Here is a 14924-nt window from a genome sequence, read left to right as displayed (position 1 = left end):
GTACCTACCGGTCGGTACTGTGATTTACCCAGAATAATCGTCCACCGCGGGGAGCGTTCTGCAGATGTCCCTCACGCACGCCCAGGTCCAGGAGCAGCTCACCGGCCCCGGCCAGCTCTTCGAGATAGAGGAGATCGGCGACACCGGGGTACGCACGTGGAAACACGCACCCGCCCACTTCCGCGCCCTGCTGGAGATGAGCAGGTTCCACGGCGACAAGGTCTTCCTCGTCTACGAGGACGAGCAGATCACCTTCGAGGACCACTTCCGCCGCGCCGCCACACTGGCCAACCGGCTGGTGGACGACTACGGCGTGCGCAAGGGCGACCGGGTGGCCGTGGCCATGCGCAACTATCCGGAATGGGTGGTCTCGTTCTCGGCGGTCCTGGCGACCGGGGCCGTGGCCGTGCCGCTCAACGCCTGGTGGACGGAGGCCGAGCTGGCCTACGGCGTGCGGGACTCGGGCGCGAAGGTGCTGATCGCGGACGGCGAGCGGGCGGCGCGGCTGGCCTCGACGGGCGTGCCGCTGATCGTCACGAGGGGCGAGCCACCGGCCGGAGCGCGTGCTTTCGACGAGGTGCTGGGCGAGGTCGCGGCCGATGTGAAGCTGCCCGGCGTGGAGCTGTCCGCGGACGACCCGGCCACGATCTTCTACACCTCCGGCACGACCGGCAGCCCCAAGGGCGCGCTCGGCAGCCACCGCAACCTGGGCCAGTCGCCCATGACCGTGGCCTACGGGCTCATGCACGCGCTCGCGCTGGCCGGCAAAGACCTCGCGGCGGCGGCGGGGACGCGCCGCGTGACGCTGCTGACCGTGCCGCTCTTCCACGTCACGGGCTGCTTCTCGGCCATGACGACGACGATGTTCAGCGGCGGCGGACTGGTGCTCATGTACAAGTGGGATCCCGAGCAGGCGCTGCGCCTGATCGAGCGGGAGAAGATCAGCGCCATGATCGGCGTGCCCACCAGCGCGTGGCAGCTCATGTCCCACCCCGACTTCGGCAAGTACGACCTGTCGTCGCTGGCCACCCTCGGCTACGGCGGCGCCCCTGCCCCGCCCAAGCTGCTGGAGCGCATTACCGAGAACCTCCCCAACCGCGCCCCCTCCAACGGCTACGGCATGACCGAGACGACCGCGCTGGCCATCGGCAACGGCGGCGCCGACTACCGGGCCAGGCCCGACAGCATCGGCCGCCCGGTGCCCGTGGTGGACGTGCGCGTGGTCGACCCGATGGACAACGAGCTGCCGCCCGGCGAGGTGGGCGAGCTGTGCCTGCGCGGCCCGAACGTGATCCTCGGCTACTGGAACAAGCCGGAGGCCACGGCGCAGACGTTCGTGGACGGCTGGGTGCACACCGGCGACCTGGCCAAGATCGACGAAGAGGGTTTCGTCTACATCGTGGACCGGGCCAAGGACATGGTGATCAGGGGCGGCGAGAACGTCTACTGCGCCGAGGTGGAGGCGGCGTTGTTCGAGCACCCGGCGGTCGACGACGCGGCCGTGATCGGAGTGCCGCACGACGACCTGGGCGAGGAGGTCGGCGCCGTCATCCGCCTGACGCCTGGCCAGTCGGTCACGCCGGCGGAGCTGCAGGCCTTCCTGGCCGGCCGGATCGCCAAGTTCAAGATCCCGGCGCACATCTGGTTCCGCGACGGCGAGTTGCCCCGCAACCCCGGCGGCAAGATCCTCAAGACCCACCTGCGCCAGGAGATCCTCGGAAGCGCTTGATCAACTTTTCGGTGGCTCGCCGTGACGAGCGTCACACCCTGACCATTGCCGCAGGTGAAGCGGCGAATCACCACCTCCGCTTACCTCTGGCGTAATCGCGGCCCCTATCCGGTGGCTGACATCTTTCAGGTGTCGCACCGAACCACCGAAGGAGCCGATATGACCGCGCTGAGCGTCACGACCGACCGCACGAAGTTCCTGCGCCTGGCGCTGGCCGCCGACGCCGTCGTCACCGGCGGCAACGGGCTGGTCTACCTGGCCTTCGCCGGCCCCGTCGCCGCCCTGCTCGGCCCCGAGGCGGGCCTGCTGCGCGGAATCGGCGTCTTCCTGCTCGTGTACGGCGCCGCGGTCGGCCTGCTGGCCGCCCGCCGCGCGATCAGCCCGGCCGCCACCAGGGCCGTGATCGCCCTGAACATCATCTGGACCCTGGGCAGCGTCGCAGCCGTCATCACCGGGGCGGGCGACTTCACCACGATCGGCGCGATCTGGGCCATCGCCCAGGCGCTGGCCGTGGCCGGGTTCGCCGAGCTGCAGATCATGGGCCTGCGCAAGGCCCGCAACCAGTAAGGGAGATCACCATGGACGCCAATCTCGTCGACCGCTACCTCGCCGCCTGGAACGAGACCGACGCCGACGCCCGCACCAAGGCCGTGGCCGAGTTGTGGACCGAGGACGCCACGTACACCGACCCGCTGGCCGACGTGGCCGGTCACGCCGGGATCGCCGCGGTGATCGAGGGGGCGCAGGGCATGTTCCCCGGCCTCGTGTTCAGCGCCGGACAGGTCTTCGAGACCCACCACAACATCGCCAGATTCACCTGGCACCTCGGCCCGGCGGGCGGGGAGCCCGTCGCGGTCGGCTTCGACGTCGTGGAGCTGGCCGAGGACGGCAGGATCCGCAAGGTCCTCGGCTTCCTCGACAAGGTCCCCACCGCCTGACCCCGAGACCAAGGCCCCGGTCACCCCGGGGCCTTCGCGTGTCCGTTGTGCGAGAAAACGATTTGCGGGGACCGCAGCTTCCGCCGGACAATCGGACCTCGTGCCCGATCGAGTAAGACGCCTTCTTCGTCACCTTTCCATCGACCTGAGCCCGCTGCGCGATTCGCGCGACTATCGCCTGCTGTTCGGGGCCGGGGTCATCACGATGTTCGGCACGTTCATCACCCTGGTGGCGGTGCCGTACCAGATGAAGGAGCTGACGGACTCCTACCTTGCGGTCGGGCTGGTGAGCCTGGCGGAGTTCGTGCCGATGGTGGTGTGCGGCCTGTGGGGCGGCGCCCTCGCCGACGCCCTCGACCGCCGCAAGATCATCGTCCTGAGCGAGCTGGGCCTCCTGGTCACCTCGGCCGCCCTCACGGTCAACGCGATGTTGCCGAACCCGCAGGTCTGGGTCCTGTACGTGGTGGGCGCGATCTCCACCGGCATCGCCTGCCTGCAGCGGCCCAGCATGGAGGCGGTGTTCCAGCAGGTCGTCAAGCACGAGCACCAGGGCGCGGCGGCGGTGCTGGCGAGCCTGCGCTGGAACTTCGGCGCCATCGTGGCCCCGGCCCTGGGCGGCCTGCTGGTGACCACGGCCGGCACGGCGGCCGCGTACGGCGTGGACGCGGTCACGTTCCTGCTGTCCCTGGTGCTGCTGTGGCGGATCAGATCCCTGCCGCCCGCCGAGGACGCCACGCCCGCCTCGCTGAAGTCGCTGGTCGAGGGGGTGCGCTACGCCGTGGGGCGCAGCGACCTGATGGGGACATATCTGGTGGACATCGCGGCCATGGTGTTCGCGATGGGGACGGCGTTGTTTCCCTTCCTGGCCGACGAACTGCACGCGCCGCAGGCGCTCGGGATGCTCTACTCGGCCGCCGCGGTCGGCGCGCTGATCGCCTCTCTCACCGGCGGCTGGACGGCGCGGGTGCAGCGGCACGGTCTCGGCGTGATCGTCGCCGCGACGCTGTGGGGCGTGGCGGTCGCCCTGACCGGCCTGGCCCCGAACGTGTGGCTGGTCTTCGTCTGCATCGCGCTGGCGGGCGCGGCCGACATGGTCAGCGGCATCTTCCGGATGACGATGTGGAACCAGACGATCCCGCGGGAACTGCGCGGGCGCCTCGCCGGCATCGAGCTCCTCTCGTACGCCAGCGGCCCGATGCTCGGCAACACCCGGGCGAGCCTGATGGCCAACTTCGGCGGCACCCGCTTCTCACTGAGCGCGGGCGGCCTGTTGTGCGTCGCCGCCGTGCTGGGGCTGGCCGCGGCTCTGCCGAAGTTCCGCCGCTACGACGCCAGGACGGACGAGCACGCCCTGGCGGAAAAGGCTCGCCGTGAGGAGTCGGCGGCACAGGATGCCAGCGCCTAACCGCGACTCTCGGCCCGGGCGAACACCCGCAGCGCCTCGGCATCGGAGTAGACGCTGGTCACGTACTCCCCCACCCACTCCTGGATCTCCTCGAACCCGCTCTCGGCGGCCAGCCGCTCCCCCACCCTGGCCGCATCGAGGGGCGTCCACCGCAGGCTGACCGCGCCTCTCTCCCCATCCAGCAACGCCCAGTGCGCCACTCCGCCCCTCCCGTAGGGCATGCCGACCGATCCCGGGTTGACGACCAGCACCCGATCGGCCAGCCGCACGAACGGCATGTGCGTGTTCCCCAGCACCACCGTCTCGGCCGTCTCGCCCGCCAGCACGTCACTCCACCGCTCCAGCGAGCTGTCGACCAGGATCACCTCCTCGTCGCTGCGCGGCGTGGCGTGCACGAACAAGGCCGCCCCGAGCCGCCCGAGCTCGACCACCTGCCGCGCAGGCAACCCGGCCAGCAACTCGACCTGATCGCCTCGCAGCCGCTCCCCCGCCCACTGGGTGACCGCACGAGGATGCACCTTCCCCCGCGCCACCTCCACGAGCTCCCTGTCGGCGTTCCCGCTCACCCACAGCGCCCGTTCCCCCAGCGCCACGAGCACGTCGAGCGTCTCCACCGGCATCGGCCCCGCCGCCATGTCCCCGGTCAGCACGATGAGGTCGGCGGTAGCCACGTCGGGCTCATCCAGCACGGCTTCGAGGGCCGGCAGCACACCATGAATGTCGGACAGCACGGCAACACGCATGCCACCACTCTGCCCGGATCCCGGCCACGGAGGGAGAGCCGTTCGCGCCCGACGAACGCCTCCCTAAGTATCCGTGCATTCACCTGGCGTGAGGGGACTAGATTGGTAGCGTTGCAGTATGACGGCCGAAGCGGTGATCCAAAAGATGACGTCTTCCTCGCTGCCGGACTGGGTCTTCCCGCCGCCCGGAGGCTTCGTCGCCGAAGATCTCGATCACATTGCGGATTTGCCTGCGCACACAGAGTTGATTGATGGAAGCTTGGTCTTCGTGAGCCCCCAAGCCTCCTTCCACATGCGGATTGTCGATGTTCTGGTCTTCAACCTGCGTCGAGCCGCTCCGGAAGGCCTTCTTGTGCGACGCGAGATGAGCGTCATACTCGACAAGCGCCAGCGACCGGAGCCTGATCTCTTCGTCATCCCCGTCAGTGCCGAAGAGCGTTCCAGGCAGACGTTCTATCGGGGGCAAGATCTCATACTGGCCGTCGAGGTGGTCTCGCCGGAGTCCGAAGTGCGCGACCGCAAGCGCAAGCCGGTTCTCTATGCCGAGGCTGGGATTCCCCATTTCTGGCGCGTCGAAGACGACTCAGACAAAGCCGTCGTTTATGTCTACGAGCTCGACCCCGCCACCAGTGCCTACGCCCTCACGGGCATCCATCACGAGAGGTTGAAGGTCACCATGCCCTTCGACATCGACATCGACCTCACAGAGATCGACCGCATCTGAGCCACCTCAGCCCATCTCCCGCCACCCATCGTACTGATCCACCAGATGGTCCACCTTCGCGAGCATGTCCTCGCCAAGCCCTTGGATGTCGATCACCCACTGCGCGTCTTCCGCGTCGTCCTCCCCGGCCAGCGTTTCCCGCACCACCCGCGGAACCCCTAGCTCAGGGAACCACTCGCCCAGCGTTTCGGCGACCTCCTCGGCGTCATCCCGTTCGCCGAACACCAGCAGCTGCCTCATAAGAGCGCATTGTGCCAGCCGACCACGCACGTGATGAAACCGAGCGCCTGCGCACGCTGTGTCATATCCACTAACGTACAGTCATGACCTCGGAAGCGCCTGAGCCGCTGCCCGACTGGGTTCGCCCACCCCCACACGGCTTCGCGGCCGAAGACCTCGATCGCCTCCCGGGGCTGCCCATGCACGCCGAGCTGATCGACGGCAGCTTAGTCTTCTTCGCCCCGCAGACCGCGATCCATTCGTGCGCTGTGTCTCTGTTCCAGTCCGCCCTCGACCGCGCCGTGCCGAAAGACTTGCTGGTGGTCAGTCGCATGACTGTCATCTTGGATGAGGACCAACGTCCAGAACCGGACGTCATGGTCATCCGCGCCAGCGGCTGGAAAGGTTGGGATCAGACCTACTTTCGGACGCGAGACGTCGTGCTCGCGATCGAAATCGTGTCCCGTGACACGAGGTCCCGCGACAGAAAGCGCAAGCCGCTCCTCTACGCCGAAGCCGGGATCCCACACTTCTGGCGGGCCGAGACCGAGACCGGCGAGCTGATCGTCCACGTCTATGATCTGGATCCCATCACCGAGGCCTACGCACTCACCAGCGTCCGACAGAGCAGACTCAAGCTCGCGATCCCCTTCGACGTCGACATCGACCTCACTGAGATCCACCGCCTGTAAGCGAAAGGGCCGGCACGGCATCCCGCCGTACCGGCCCTTTCCCAGGCTCAGGCGCTCCGCAGCTGAGCCCCCACACGATCGGCCGCCATGGCCACCGCCGCGTCCCGCGCCGCAGTCGTCTCCTCCACCGTCAACGTCCGGTCGGCCGCCCGGAACCGCATCGTGTAGGCGAGCGACTTGTTCCCCTCGCCCACCTGCTCCCCGGCATAGACATCGAACAGCCGGATCGACTCCAGCAGCTCCCCGGCCCCGTCGCGCAGGGCCGACTCCACGTCCGCGACCGGCGTGAAGTCGGGCACGATCAGTGCCACGTCCTGCGTGGCCACCGGATACGAGGACACGGCAGGCGCGTCGACGGGCCCCGGCATGGCCGGCTCCAGGCGCGACAGCTCGAGCTCCATCGCCACGGTGCGCGGCGGCAGCCCGTAGGCCTCGATCACGCGCGGGTGCAGCTCGCCGGCGTGCCCGACGAGCGTGTCGCCCACGTAGAGTGCGGCGCAACGCCCGGGGTGCCAGGGCTCGTGCTGGTCGGCCGTGACCGACAGCTCGAGCCGGGCCTCGGCCGCCACGAGCCGCGCGGCCTGCACGGCGTCGGCCCACGTGGCCTGACGGCCGCCGCCCCACCAGCCGGACCGCTCGAACTCGCCGGCCAGCACGACCGCGACCCGCATCGGCTGGTCGGGCAGCGCCGCCTCGATCGAGGCCAGCTCCTCGGGGGTCGGCCTGCGCTCGACGCCGAGCACCGGCGCGACCTCCGGAGCGCCCTCGCGCGGCCGGTAGACGGCCCCGGTCTCGAACAGCGCCACGTCGGTGAAGCCGCGCCCGACGTTGCGTACCAGGGTCTTGAGCAGCCCCGGCAGCAGCGTGGTGCGCATCAGCGGCTCGTCCTCCGACAGCGGGTTGGCCAGCCGCATGGCGTGGCGTCGCGCGTCCTCGGCGGGCAGCAACAGCCGGTCGAAGTCGTCGGCGCTGATGAACGGGTAGCTGAGCACCTCGACGTAGCCGCCTTCGGCCAGCGCCCGGCCGGCCCGCCTGCGCAGCCGCTGTCCCTCGGTGAGGCCTGCCCCGGCCGGGGCGCTGGGCAGCACCGACGGCAGGGTGTCGTAGCCCTCCAGCCGGATGACCTCTTCGGCCAGGTCGTTGGGGTCGGTGAGGTCGGGCCGCCACGACGGCGGCGTCACCGTGAGCATGTCGTCGCCATTGACGGCCAGTTTGGCCGCGAGCGCGCCGCCGGTCACGACTCCGGTCGGGTCGACGCCGCCTTTGCGCACCGCGGGATCGTTGCCGTCCACGACGACGCAGCCGACCTGCCGCAACCGGGCGACCACGGTGTCCTTGGAGTAGCTCACCCCGGCCACGACGCTCGGGTAGCGGGACGGGATCGCGATGCGCGGCGGCGTCACCTCGACCTCGGCGTGGGTGACCCCGGGCTGGACGGTCGCCCCGCCAAGCTCGGCCAGCAGCTGCACGGCCCGCCAGGAGGCGACGAGCGGCAGCTCCCGGTCGACGCCGCGTTCGAATCGCTTGGACGCCTCGGACACCAGCCCGTGCCTGCGGGACTCGCGCGAGATGCCGGTGGCGGAGAAGTGTGCGGCCTCGATGACGATGTCAGTGGACTCGTCGGAGATCTCGGTCTCCAGGCCGCCCATGGTGCCCGCCATCGAGATCGGGCCCGACCGGTCGGTGATGAGGATGTCGTCGGGGTCGAGCTCACGGACGACGTGGTCGAGCGTCTCCAGGCGCTCCCCCGGCTGGGCCCGGCGTACGACGATCTCGCCGCTCAGCTTGGACCGGTCGAACGCGTGCAGCGGCTGCCCGAGCTCCAGCATCAGGTAGTTGGTGATGTCGACGGCCAGCGACACCGGCCGCATGCCGGCGCGCGTGAGGCGGGTCCGCATCCAGAGCGGGCTGGACGCGGCCGGGTCGAAGCCGGTGACCTCGCGCAGCACGAACCGGTCGCAGGCGGTCGGGTCGGCGATCGAGGCCGGCCACGCCGGGCCGGTCTCGGTGGGCAGCTCAACGGCGGCGGGGTCGCGGAAGGCCACCCCGAACGCGGTCGCCGCCTCGCGGGCCACACCTCTGATCGACAGGGCGTAGCCGATGTCGGGCGTGATCTCCAGCTCGATCACGTCGTCACGCAGACCGAGCAGCTCGACCACGTCGGCGCCGATCGGCGTGTCCGGCGGCAGCACCATGATGCCGGCGTGCTCGTCGCTCAGCCCGAGCTCCCGCTCGGAGCAGATCATGCCCTCGGACATGCGCCCGTACGTCTTGCGCGCCCCGACCTCGAACCCGCCGGGCAGCACGCCGCCGGGCAGCACGACCGGCACGCGGTCGCCGGCCACGAAGTTGGTGGCGCCGCAGACGATCTCGCGGGGCGTCGCCTCGCCGGTCTCGACCTTGCAGTGCCTGATCGGCTTCTTGAAGCCGGTCAGCTCCTCGATCTCGAGCACCTCGCCGGCCACGACGTTCTTGACGTCGTGGCCGTGCGAAGTGATCGACTCGAGCTTGAGCCCTGCCATGGTGAGCTTGTCGGCCACCTCGTGGGCGGTGACCGCCGGGAGATCGACGTACTCCCGCAGCCAGGAAAGCGGGACCTTCATCAGATCTCCATTCCGAACGGGAGCGTGAAGCGCACGTCTCCTTCGATCATGTCTCGCATGTCCTCGGCGTTGTGGCGGAACATCAGAGTCCGCTCGATGCCCATGCCGAAGGCGAACCCGGAGTAGCGCGAGGGGTCCACGCCGCACGCGATGAGCACGCGCGGGTTGACCATGCCGCAGCCGCCCCACTCGATCCAGCCCTCCGACTTGCAGGTGCGGCAGGGCGGGTTGCCGGGGGTCGCCGAGGCGCCGCGGCAGACGAAGCACTTGAGGTCCATCTCGGCGGACGGCTCGGTGAACGGGAAGTAGTTGGGCCGGAACCGCGTCGTGATGCCCTTGCCGAACATCACCTCGGCGAACCGGTCGAGCGTGCCCTTGAGGTGGGCCATCGTCAGGCCTTCGTCCACGGCCAGGCCCTCGGTCTGGTGGAAGACCGGCGTGTGGGTGGCGTCGAGCTCGTCGGTGCGGAACGTCTTGCCCGGCGAGATCACGTAGACCGGCAGCTCGCGCTGGAGCAGCGCGCGGATCTGCACCGGCGAGGTCTGCGTGCGCAGCACCATGCCCGACTCGGTGGAGCCCACGAAGAACGTGTCGTGGTCGGAGCGGGCCGGGTGGTCCTTGGCGATGTTGAGCGCGTCGAAGTTGAACCACTCGCCTTCGAGCTCGGGCCCCTCGGCCACTTCGTAGCCCATGGCGACGAACGCGTCGGCGATGCGCTCCTGCAGCGTGGTCAGCGGGTGACGGGCGCCGCGCGGCCGCCGGTCCCAGGGCAGGGTGACGTCGACGGTCTCCTCGACGAGCACCCGGGCGTCGCGCTCGGCCTCCAGCTCGGCCTGGCGGGCGGCCAGCGCCTCGCTGATCGCCTTGCGGGCGGCGCCGACGCGCTTGCCGGTCTCGGCGCGGGCGGCGGGCGGCAGGGCGCCGATCTCGCGGTTGGCCAGGGCGATGGGCGAGCGGTCGCCCGCGTGCGCCAGCCTGGCCTGCTTGAGTGCGTCGAGGCTGTCGGCTGCCTTGATCGCCGCGATGGCGTCGGCTTCCATGCGCGACACCTCATCGGCATGCAGCGGTGTCACCTCGACGGGGTCGTAGTCAGACAAGAGTGAGCTCCGTATCCAGGGCTTGAGCGGAAAAGAGTCTAGTGGGGCCCGCCCACCGAGCCCGCATTCCGCTTGTCACATAGACGAGGCGAAGTCGGGCGTGCCGGTGGGCACGGTAAATCGAAACTCCGCCCCGCCCTCGGGCGCCCGCTGCACGGTGATGGTGCCGCCGTGCGCCTCGACCAGGCCCTTGACGATGAACAGCCCGAGCCCGGTGCCGCCGCGCCTGCGGCTGTTGCCGCCCCGCCAGAACTGCCGGAAGACGCGCGGGGCCAGCTCGGGCTCGATGCCCTCGCCCTCATCGCGCACCGACACGGCAACTCCCCATCCCACGGACTCGATCTCGATTGTCACGGTGCCGCGCCCGTGGCGCAGCGCATTTTCCACCAGGTTACCCAGAATCTGGTCGAGCTTGTCCTGGTCGAGCCACATCTCGGGCAGATCGTCGCCCACGATCAGGTGGAAGCGGTCCTCCGCCTCGCCTGCCGCGACCCGGCCCGCGATGAGCCTGCGCACCCTGGCGGGGATGTCGACGACCTGGCGGCGCACCTCCAGCCGCCCGGACTCGATGCGTGAGACGTCGAGCAACTCGGTGATGAGCCTGGTGACGCGGTCGGCGTCGTTGTTGACCGTCTCGAGCATCACCCGCTTCTGCTCGTCGGTGAAACGGGTCCACTTGGCCAGCAGGGTCGCGGTGAAGCCCTTGACGCTGGTCAGCGGCGAGCGCAGCTCGTGGGCCACGGTGGAGACCAGGTCGGCGCGGCTGCGCTCCAGCCGGGCGCGGGCGCCGCCGTCACGCAGGGTGATCGCGACCCGCTCGACCTCGCCGCCGCGTTCCGGCTCGCGTACGAGCCTCGCGGTGACGTGGAGCTCCTGCCCGCCCGGCAGGTGCAGCGGCCGCTCCGGCACCCGGCTACGGGTACGCAGCCCGCATTCGGGGTCGACCGCCTTCCACCAGTCGCGCCCGTCGTGGTCGCGGAACGGGAACACGTCGTTCATGTGGCGGCCGACCGCGCGCTCCATGGCCACGCCGGTGAGCCGGGCCGCGGCCCGGTTGACGGCCAGCACGCACCCATATCGGTCGGTCACGATGAGACCGTCGGGAAGGTCGTCGATGGCTATCGTGCACGCGGCGGCCACTACTTGCCCGTCGGTTTCCGCACCGTGCACGACCTCGCCTCCTCCGCCTACAACGCCGACAATAGCGGGTTTCCGGCCGCCTAGGACACTCGCTGAGCCCTAGCGGAGGAGTAAAGGCATACCGCCGCCGCGGTGGCCAGGTTGAGACTTTCAGCCTGTCCGTAGATGGGCACTCTGACCACATCATCCGCTTCGGCCAGTATCTCCTCCGGCAGTCCCCAGGCCTCGTTGCCGAAGATCCACGCGGTGGGGCCCGACAGGTCGACGTCGTCGAGCGTGTGCTTGCCCGCGCCGTCTGCCGCCAGCACGCGCAAGCCTCGCTCCTTCAGTTGACGCACAGTGGCACTGACCGGTGCACCGATGACGACCGGCAGATGAAAAATGCTGCCGGCGCTGGCGCGCACACACTTGCCGTTGTACGGATCGACGGAGGCATCGGTGAACACCACCGCGTCCGCGCCGGCCGCGTCGGCCACCCGCATCACAGTGCCGGCATTGCCCGGGTCACGGACGTGCGCGAGCACCGCCACCAGGCGCGGCGGCTCCTCCAGCGCCTCGTCCAAGGGGACGTGCACGAGCGTGCAGACCGCCAGCAGCCCCTGCGGGGTCACCGTCTGTGACAGCTCGGCCATCACCTCGCCGCTGGCCCGGTGCACGGTCACGCCCTTGAGCGTCGCCTCGGTGATCAGCTCGGGGTGGCGCAGCTCGGCCTCGGCGGTGCTGAACAGCTCCAGGGTGACGCCGTCGAGCCGCAGCGCCTCGCGTACCGCCTGCGGGCCCTCGGCCAGGAACCTGCGGTCCTGCTCCCGGAAGGCCCGCTTGGTGAGGCGCCGGGCGGCCTTGACCCGCGGCGACTTCACGTTGGTCAGCTCGGACCCGGCCATGCTCTCCCCCTGTGGATACGGCAAAGGGCCCACCGTCAGCCGGTGGGCCCCTCTGTGGTGCTTCAGCTCGCGGCCGGAGCGTTCACGTTCGCCGGCAGCGCCTTCTTGGCGGCCTCGACGAGCGTGGCGAAGGTCTGAATGTCGTTCACCGCGAGATCGGCGAGGATCTTGCGGTCGACCTCGATGTTGGCCAGGCGCAGGCCCTGGATCAGACGGTTGTACGTCATGCCGTTCTGGCGGGCCGCGGCATTGATCCGCTGGATCCACAGACGGCGGAACGCGCCCTTGCGGTCCTTACGGTCCCGGTAGGCGTACGTCATCGAGTGGAGCATCTGCTCCTTGGCCTTGCGGTAAAGACGTGACCGCTGGCCACGGTAACCGGTGGCCCGTTCGAGGACGACCTTGCGCTTCTTCTTGGCGTTGAGCGCCCGCTTCACGCGTGCCATGTTTCTTCTCCCCGGGGAAAGTTCGCGCTACTTGGCGAGCAGCTTCTTGATCTTCTTGGAATCGGCGTCGGAAAGGACGACTTCATTCTTGAGACGGCGCGTCAGCGTGGACGACTTCCACTCGTTGTAGTGGGCGCGATTGGCACGGCGACGCTTGATCTTGCCGGTGCCGGTGAGCCGGAACCGCTTCTTCGCACCACTGTGCGTCTTCATCTTCGGCATGTCGCCGTCTCTCCTCGTTTCGGTCGTGCCGGTGGCCGGGCCGGTGCTGGCCGACCCGGTCGCGGCGTCTTTCGTCGTCCCGGTGGCTGAATCGGGGTGCTTTGTAAGGCTAACCCCAACCGCGGGTCATCCTTCCTGTACGGAAGTGTCCTCGCTGCCACGCTGTGCCCTGGCTGCGGCCTTTTCGGCCTTGGCCTCGGCCTTCTTCTTGTGCGGACCGATCACCATGATCATGTTACGGCCGTCCTGCTTGGCGTGGGATTCCACGAAGCCGAGCTCCTGGACGTCGTCCGCGAGCCGCTGCAGCAGCCGGAAGCCCAGCTCCGGCCGGGACTGCTCGCGTCCGCGGAACATGATCGTGACTTTGACCTTGTCTCCCGCCTTGAGGAACCGCACCACGTGACCCTTCTTGGTCTCGTAGTCGTGCGGGTCGATCTTCGGCCGGAGCTTGATCTCCTTGATGATCGTGTGCGCCTGATTCTTGCGCGCCTCGCGCGCCTTCATCGCGGACTCGTACTTGAACTTGCCGTAGTCCATGAGCTTGCACACGGGCGGTCGAGCCGTGGCCGCGACCTCGACGAGGTCAAGGTCGGCTTCCTGGGCGAGCTTCAGGGCGTCGTGAATCGAGACGATGCCTACCTGCTCGCCGTTCGGGCCCACGAGGCGAACCTCGGGAACTCGGATACGCTCGTTGATGCGGGGCTCAGTGCTGATGGGGCCTCCTAGGTTTGCGATCCCTACGTGCTCGTCGTGCCGAGGGCCTTCCGCGCTTCTTGACGCGAAAAGCCCCGCACGTCGCGCATGCGGGGCCACTGAGCTCTGTGGCTTTCGTGGCCTCGAGCTCCCCGGAGTAGTCCGGCGTGATCCTGGACCCGGACACCTTTCGGCGACTCGGGTGGGAGGGAGACCTCCGCTTGCGCGTCCAGCAGTGCATGCCGGACCGATCAGAGAGCTACATTACCACAACCACGCAGCACCCTCGAACTCTTCCCGCCGGACCGGGCACAGCGCTGTAAAGTTCTGTCGGGGGGATAGTCAGAGCGGGGTCAGATGACGGCAGATCAGCCCGGAGCGACCAGATGGCACCTGCGGCGTCGACGGCCTCATCGCCGCTACCGCCCGCGCGCATGATTGCACCCTTGTGACCCGCAACGTGAAGCACTTCGCCGGGTTCGACGTGGAAACGATCAACCCGTTCGACTGGCCGACCGCCTGAGGATCTCCGCTTCACCGGCCGTACGCATCGCCTCCACCGGCACATCCGTCCGGCCGGTCATCAGCTCCACCTGCCGCGCCGCCTGGTGCAGCAGCATCGCGAACCCGCCGACCACCGTGCCGCCCGCTGCCTGCACGGCCGCCGCCGCCCTGGTCGGCCAGGGTGAGTACACGACGTCGAAGAGCGCGGGGACCCGGGCCAGCCGGTCGGCGAAAGCGTCGGCGGCGCCGCTCGGCAGCGTGGACACCACCAGGTCCACCCCGGTGAGCGCGTCGAGCTTGTCGAACGTCTCCACCGCCAGCGCCACGCCGAGCCGCTCCGCCACCTCCACCGTCTCGCCCGCCCGCGCCGGGTCGCGTACCAGCAGGGTCGTCGAGAACAGTCCGAGGTTGCGCAGGGCCGCGAGCGTGGAGGCCGCGGTGGCTCCTCCGCCCAGCACCGTGGCCGACCGCGGCGCGGGCACGCCGGCCTCGGCCAGCGCCTGCTCGATGCCGTAGACGTCGGTGTTGTCGCCGTGCCGCAGTCCGTCGCGGAACACCACCGTGTTGGCGCCGCCGACCTCCACGGCCAGTTCTGAGACGGAGTCGAGCAGCGGCAGCACGGCCCGCTTGAGCGGCATGGTCAGCGACAGCCCTGCCCAGGCGTCAGCGTCCTGCGGCGCCTGCCCGCGCATCGGCACGAGCTCGTCCAGCAGCCCCGGCAGGCGCGCCTCATCGCACTCGAACGCCTCGTAGCTCCACCCGTCGAGGTCCATCGCCTGGTAGGCGGCCCTGTGCAGGTAGGGCGAGAGCGAATGCCCGATGGGTGATCCCAGCACCGCCGCCCGCATTCCCACTCCTTCCGACACAGGAAGACCCTATCGCCGT

At 69.3% G+C, this 14924-nt stretch carries 16 protein-coding genes; 6 read left to right on the top strand and 10 right to left on the bottom strand.

Translation table 11 applies throughout. The features are described from left to right. Window positions 1-64 precede the first annotated feature (64 nt). From Q9G87_RS39560 to Q9G87_RS39545, 4 genes are all read left to right on the top strand, one after another. Window positions 65-1729, top strand: coding sequence for a class I adenylate-forming enzyme family protein (locus Q9G87_RS39560; protein ID WP_305921705.1), 1665 nt, complete (start codon window positions 65-67; stop codon window positions 1727-1729). 159 nt (window positions 1730-1888) lie between these two features. Continuing rightward, entirely contained in the window at window positions 1889-2296 is a 408-nt protein-coding gene (locus Q9G87_RS39555) for a hypothetical protein (RefSeq protein ID WP_305921704.1), read from the top strand. 11 nt (window positions 2297-2307) lie between these two features. Next, entirely contained in the window at window positions 2308-2667 is a 360-nt protein-coding gene (locus tag Q9G87_RS39550) for a nuclear transport factor 2 family protein (RefSeq protein WP_305921703.1), read from the top strand. A gap of 100 nt (window positions 2668-2767) precedes the next feature. Beyond that, a complete protein-coding gene (locus Q9G87_RS39545; RefSeq protein WP_305921702.1) occupies window positions 2768-4072 on the top strand; it encodes an MFS transporter in 1305 nt (434 codons plus the stop codon). On the opposite strand, the gene Q9G87_RS39540 is transcribed toward Q9G87_RS39545, so the two are convergent. Continuing rightward, window positions 4069-4815 (bottom strand): metallophosphoesterase family protein, encoded by a 747-nt coding sequence (locus Q9G87_RS39540; RefSeq protein ID WP_305921701.1) that lies wholly within the window; start codon window positions 4813-4815, stop codon window positions 4069-4071. The two genes, Q9G87_RS39545 and Q9G87_RS39540, sit on opposite strands and share 4 nt — an antisense overlap. A gap of 145 nt (window positions 4816-4960) precedes the next feature. On the opposite strand from Q9G87_RS39540, the gene Q9G87_RS39535 reads away from it, so the two are divergent. After that, entirely contained in the window at window positions 4961-5539 is a 579-nt protein-coding gene (locus tag Q9G87_RS39535) for a Uma2 family endonuclease (RefSeq protein WP_305921760.1), read from the top strand. Between the two features lie 6 nt (window positions 5540-5545). Here Q9G87_RS39535 and Q9G87_RS39530 read toward each other — a convergent pair whose 3' ends face one another. Then, window positions 5546-5779, bottom strand: coding sequence for a hypothetical protein (locus Q9G87_RS39530; RefSeq protein WP_305921700.1), 234 nt, complete (start codon window positions 5777-5779; stop codon window positions 5546-5548). 83 nt (window positions 5780-5862) lie between these two features. Here Q9G87_RS39530 and Q9G87_RS39525 point away from each other — a divergent pair, with 83 nt between their 5' ends. Further along, window positions 5863-6450: a Uma2 family endonuclease gene (locus Q9G87_RS39525; RefSeq protein WP_305921699.1), complete on the top strand. Its 588-nt coding sequence runs from the start codon at window positions 5863-5865 to the stop codon at window positions 6448-6450. A gap of 47 nt (window positions 6451-6497) precedes the next feature. Here Q9G87_RS39525 and Q9G87_RS39520 read toward each other — a convergent pair whose 3' ends face one another. From Q9G87_RS39520 to Q9G87_RS39485, 8 genes are all read right to left on the bottom strand, one after another. Beyond that, entirely contained in the window at window positions 6498-9053 is a 2556-nt protein-coding gene (locus Q9G87_RS39520) for a phenylalanine--tRNA ligase subunit beta (protein ID WP_305921698.1), read from the bottom strand. Further along, window positions 9053-10093 carry a phenylalanine--tRNA ligase subunit alpha gene (gene pheS / locus Q9G87_RS39515; RefSeq protein ID WP_305921759.1) on the bottom strand — a complete coding sequence of 347 codons (1041 nt, stop codon included), beginning with the start codon at window positions 10091-10093 and terminating at the stop codon, window positions 9053-9055. The genes Q9G87_RS39520 and pheS overlap by 1 nt, the downstream gene beginning before the upstream one ends. A gap of 132 nt (window positions 10094-10225) precedes the next feature. Beyond that, window positions 10226-11320, bottom strand: a complete 1095-nt coding sequence (locus Q9G87_RS39510) for a sensor histidine kinase (protein WP_305921697.1) — start codon at window positions 11318-11320, stop codon at window positions 10226-10228. Between the two features lie 50 nt (window positions 11321-11370). Beyond that, window positions 11371-12174, bottom strand: coding sequence for a TrmH family RNA methyltransferase (locus tag Q9G87_RS39505; RefSeq protein WP_305921696.1), 804 nt, complete (start codon window positions 12172-12174; stop codon window positions 11371-11373). Window positions 12175-12236: 62 nt separating this feature from the next. After that, entirely contained in the window at window positions 12237-12620 is a 384-nt protein-coding gene (gene rplT / locus Q9G87_RS39500; protein WP_127934456.1) for a 50S ribosomal protein L20, read from the bottom strand. A 27-nt stretch (window positions 12621-12647) separates the two neighbouring features. Continuing rightward, complete coding sequence (gene rpmI / locus Q9G87_RS39495; RefSeq protein ID WP_043622108.1) at window positions 12648-12842, bottom strand: 50S ribosomal protein L35; 195 nt, start codon at window positions 12840-12842, stop codon at window positions 12648-12650. A gap of 126 nt (window positions 12843-12968) precedes the next feature. Beyond that, window positions 12969-13538 (bottom strand): translation initiation factor IF-3, encoded by a 570-nt coding sequence (infC, locus tag Q9G87_RS39490; protein ID WP_305921758.1) that lies wholly within the window; start codon window positions 13536-13538, stop codon window positions 12969-12971. A gap of 491 nt (window positions 13539-14029) precedes the next feature. After that, on the bottom strand, window positions 14030-14887 hold the full coding sequence (locus Q9G87_RS39485) for a shikimate dehydrogenase (protein WP_305921695.1): 858 nt from the start codon (window positions 14885-14887) through the stop codon (window positions 14030-14032). Between the last annotated feature and the right edge of the window lie 37 nt (window positions 14888-14924).

Source organism: Nonomuraea turcica (assembly GCF_030718205.1).
In the GTDB taxonomy this organism is placed as follows: Bacteria; Actinomycetota; Actinomycetes; order Streptosporangiales; family Streptosporangiaceae; genus Nonomuraea.
This window is presented reverse-complemented; position numbering and strand designations above follow the sequence as displayed.

Coding starts and splice junctions, on each gene's coding strand:
- Q9G87_RS39560 (WP_305921705.1), top strand. CDS start 65: ATGTCCCTCACGCACGCCCAGGTCCAGGAGCAGCTCACCGGCCCCGGC.
- Q9G87_RS39555 (WP_305921704.1), top strand. CDS start 1,889: ATGACCGCGCTGAGCGTCACGACCGACCGCACGAAGTTCCTGCGCCTG.
- Q9G87_RS39550 (WP_305921703.1), top strand. CDS start 2,308: ATGGACGCCAATCTCGTCGACCGCTACCTCGCCGCCTGGAACGAGACC.
- Q9G87_RS39540 (WP_305921701.1), bottom strand. CDS start 4,815: ATGCGTGTTGCCGTGCTGTCCGACATTCATGGTGTGCTGCCGGCCCTC.
- Q9G87_RS39535 (WP_305921760.1), top strand. CDS start 4,961: ATGACGTCTTCCTCGCTGCCGGACTGGGTCTTCCCGCCGCCCGGAGGC.
- Q9G87_RS39530 (WP_305921700.1), bottom strand. CDS start 5,779: ATGAGGCAGCTGCTGGTGTTCGGCGAACGGGATGACGCCGAGGAGGTC.
- Q9G87_RS39525 (WP_305921699.1), top strand. CDS start 5,863: ATGACCTCGGAAGCGCCTGAGCCGCTGCCCGACTGGGTTCGCCCACCC.
- Q9G87_RS39520 (WP_305921698.1), bottom strand. CDS start 9,053: ATGAAGGTCCCGCTTTCCTGGCTGCGGGAGTACGTCGATCTCCCGGCG.
- pheS (WP_305921759.1), bottom strand. CDS start 10,093: ATGGAAGCCGACGCCATCGCGGCGATCAAGGCAGCCGACAGCCTCGAC.
- Q9G87_RS39505 (WP_305921696.1), bottom strand. CDS start 12,174: ATGGCCGGGTCCGAGCTGACCAACGTGAAGTCGCCGCGGGTCAAGGCC.
- rplT (WP_127934456.1), bottom strand. CDS start 12,620: ATGGCACGCGTGAAGCGGGCGCTCAACGCCAAGAAGAAGCGCAAGGTC.
- rpmI (WP_043622108.1), bottom strand. CDS start 12,842: ATGCCGAAGATGAAGACGCACAGTGGTGCGAAGAAGCGGTTCCGGCTC.
- Q9G87_RS39485 (WP_305921695.1), bottom strand. CDS start 14,887: ATGCGGGCGGCGGTGCTGGGATCACCCATCGGGCATTCGCTCTCGCCC.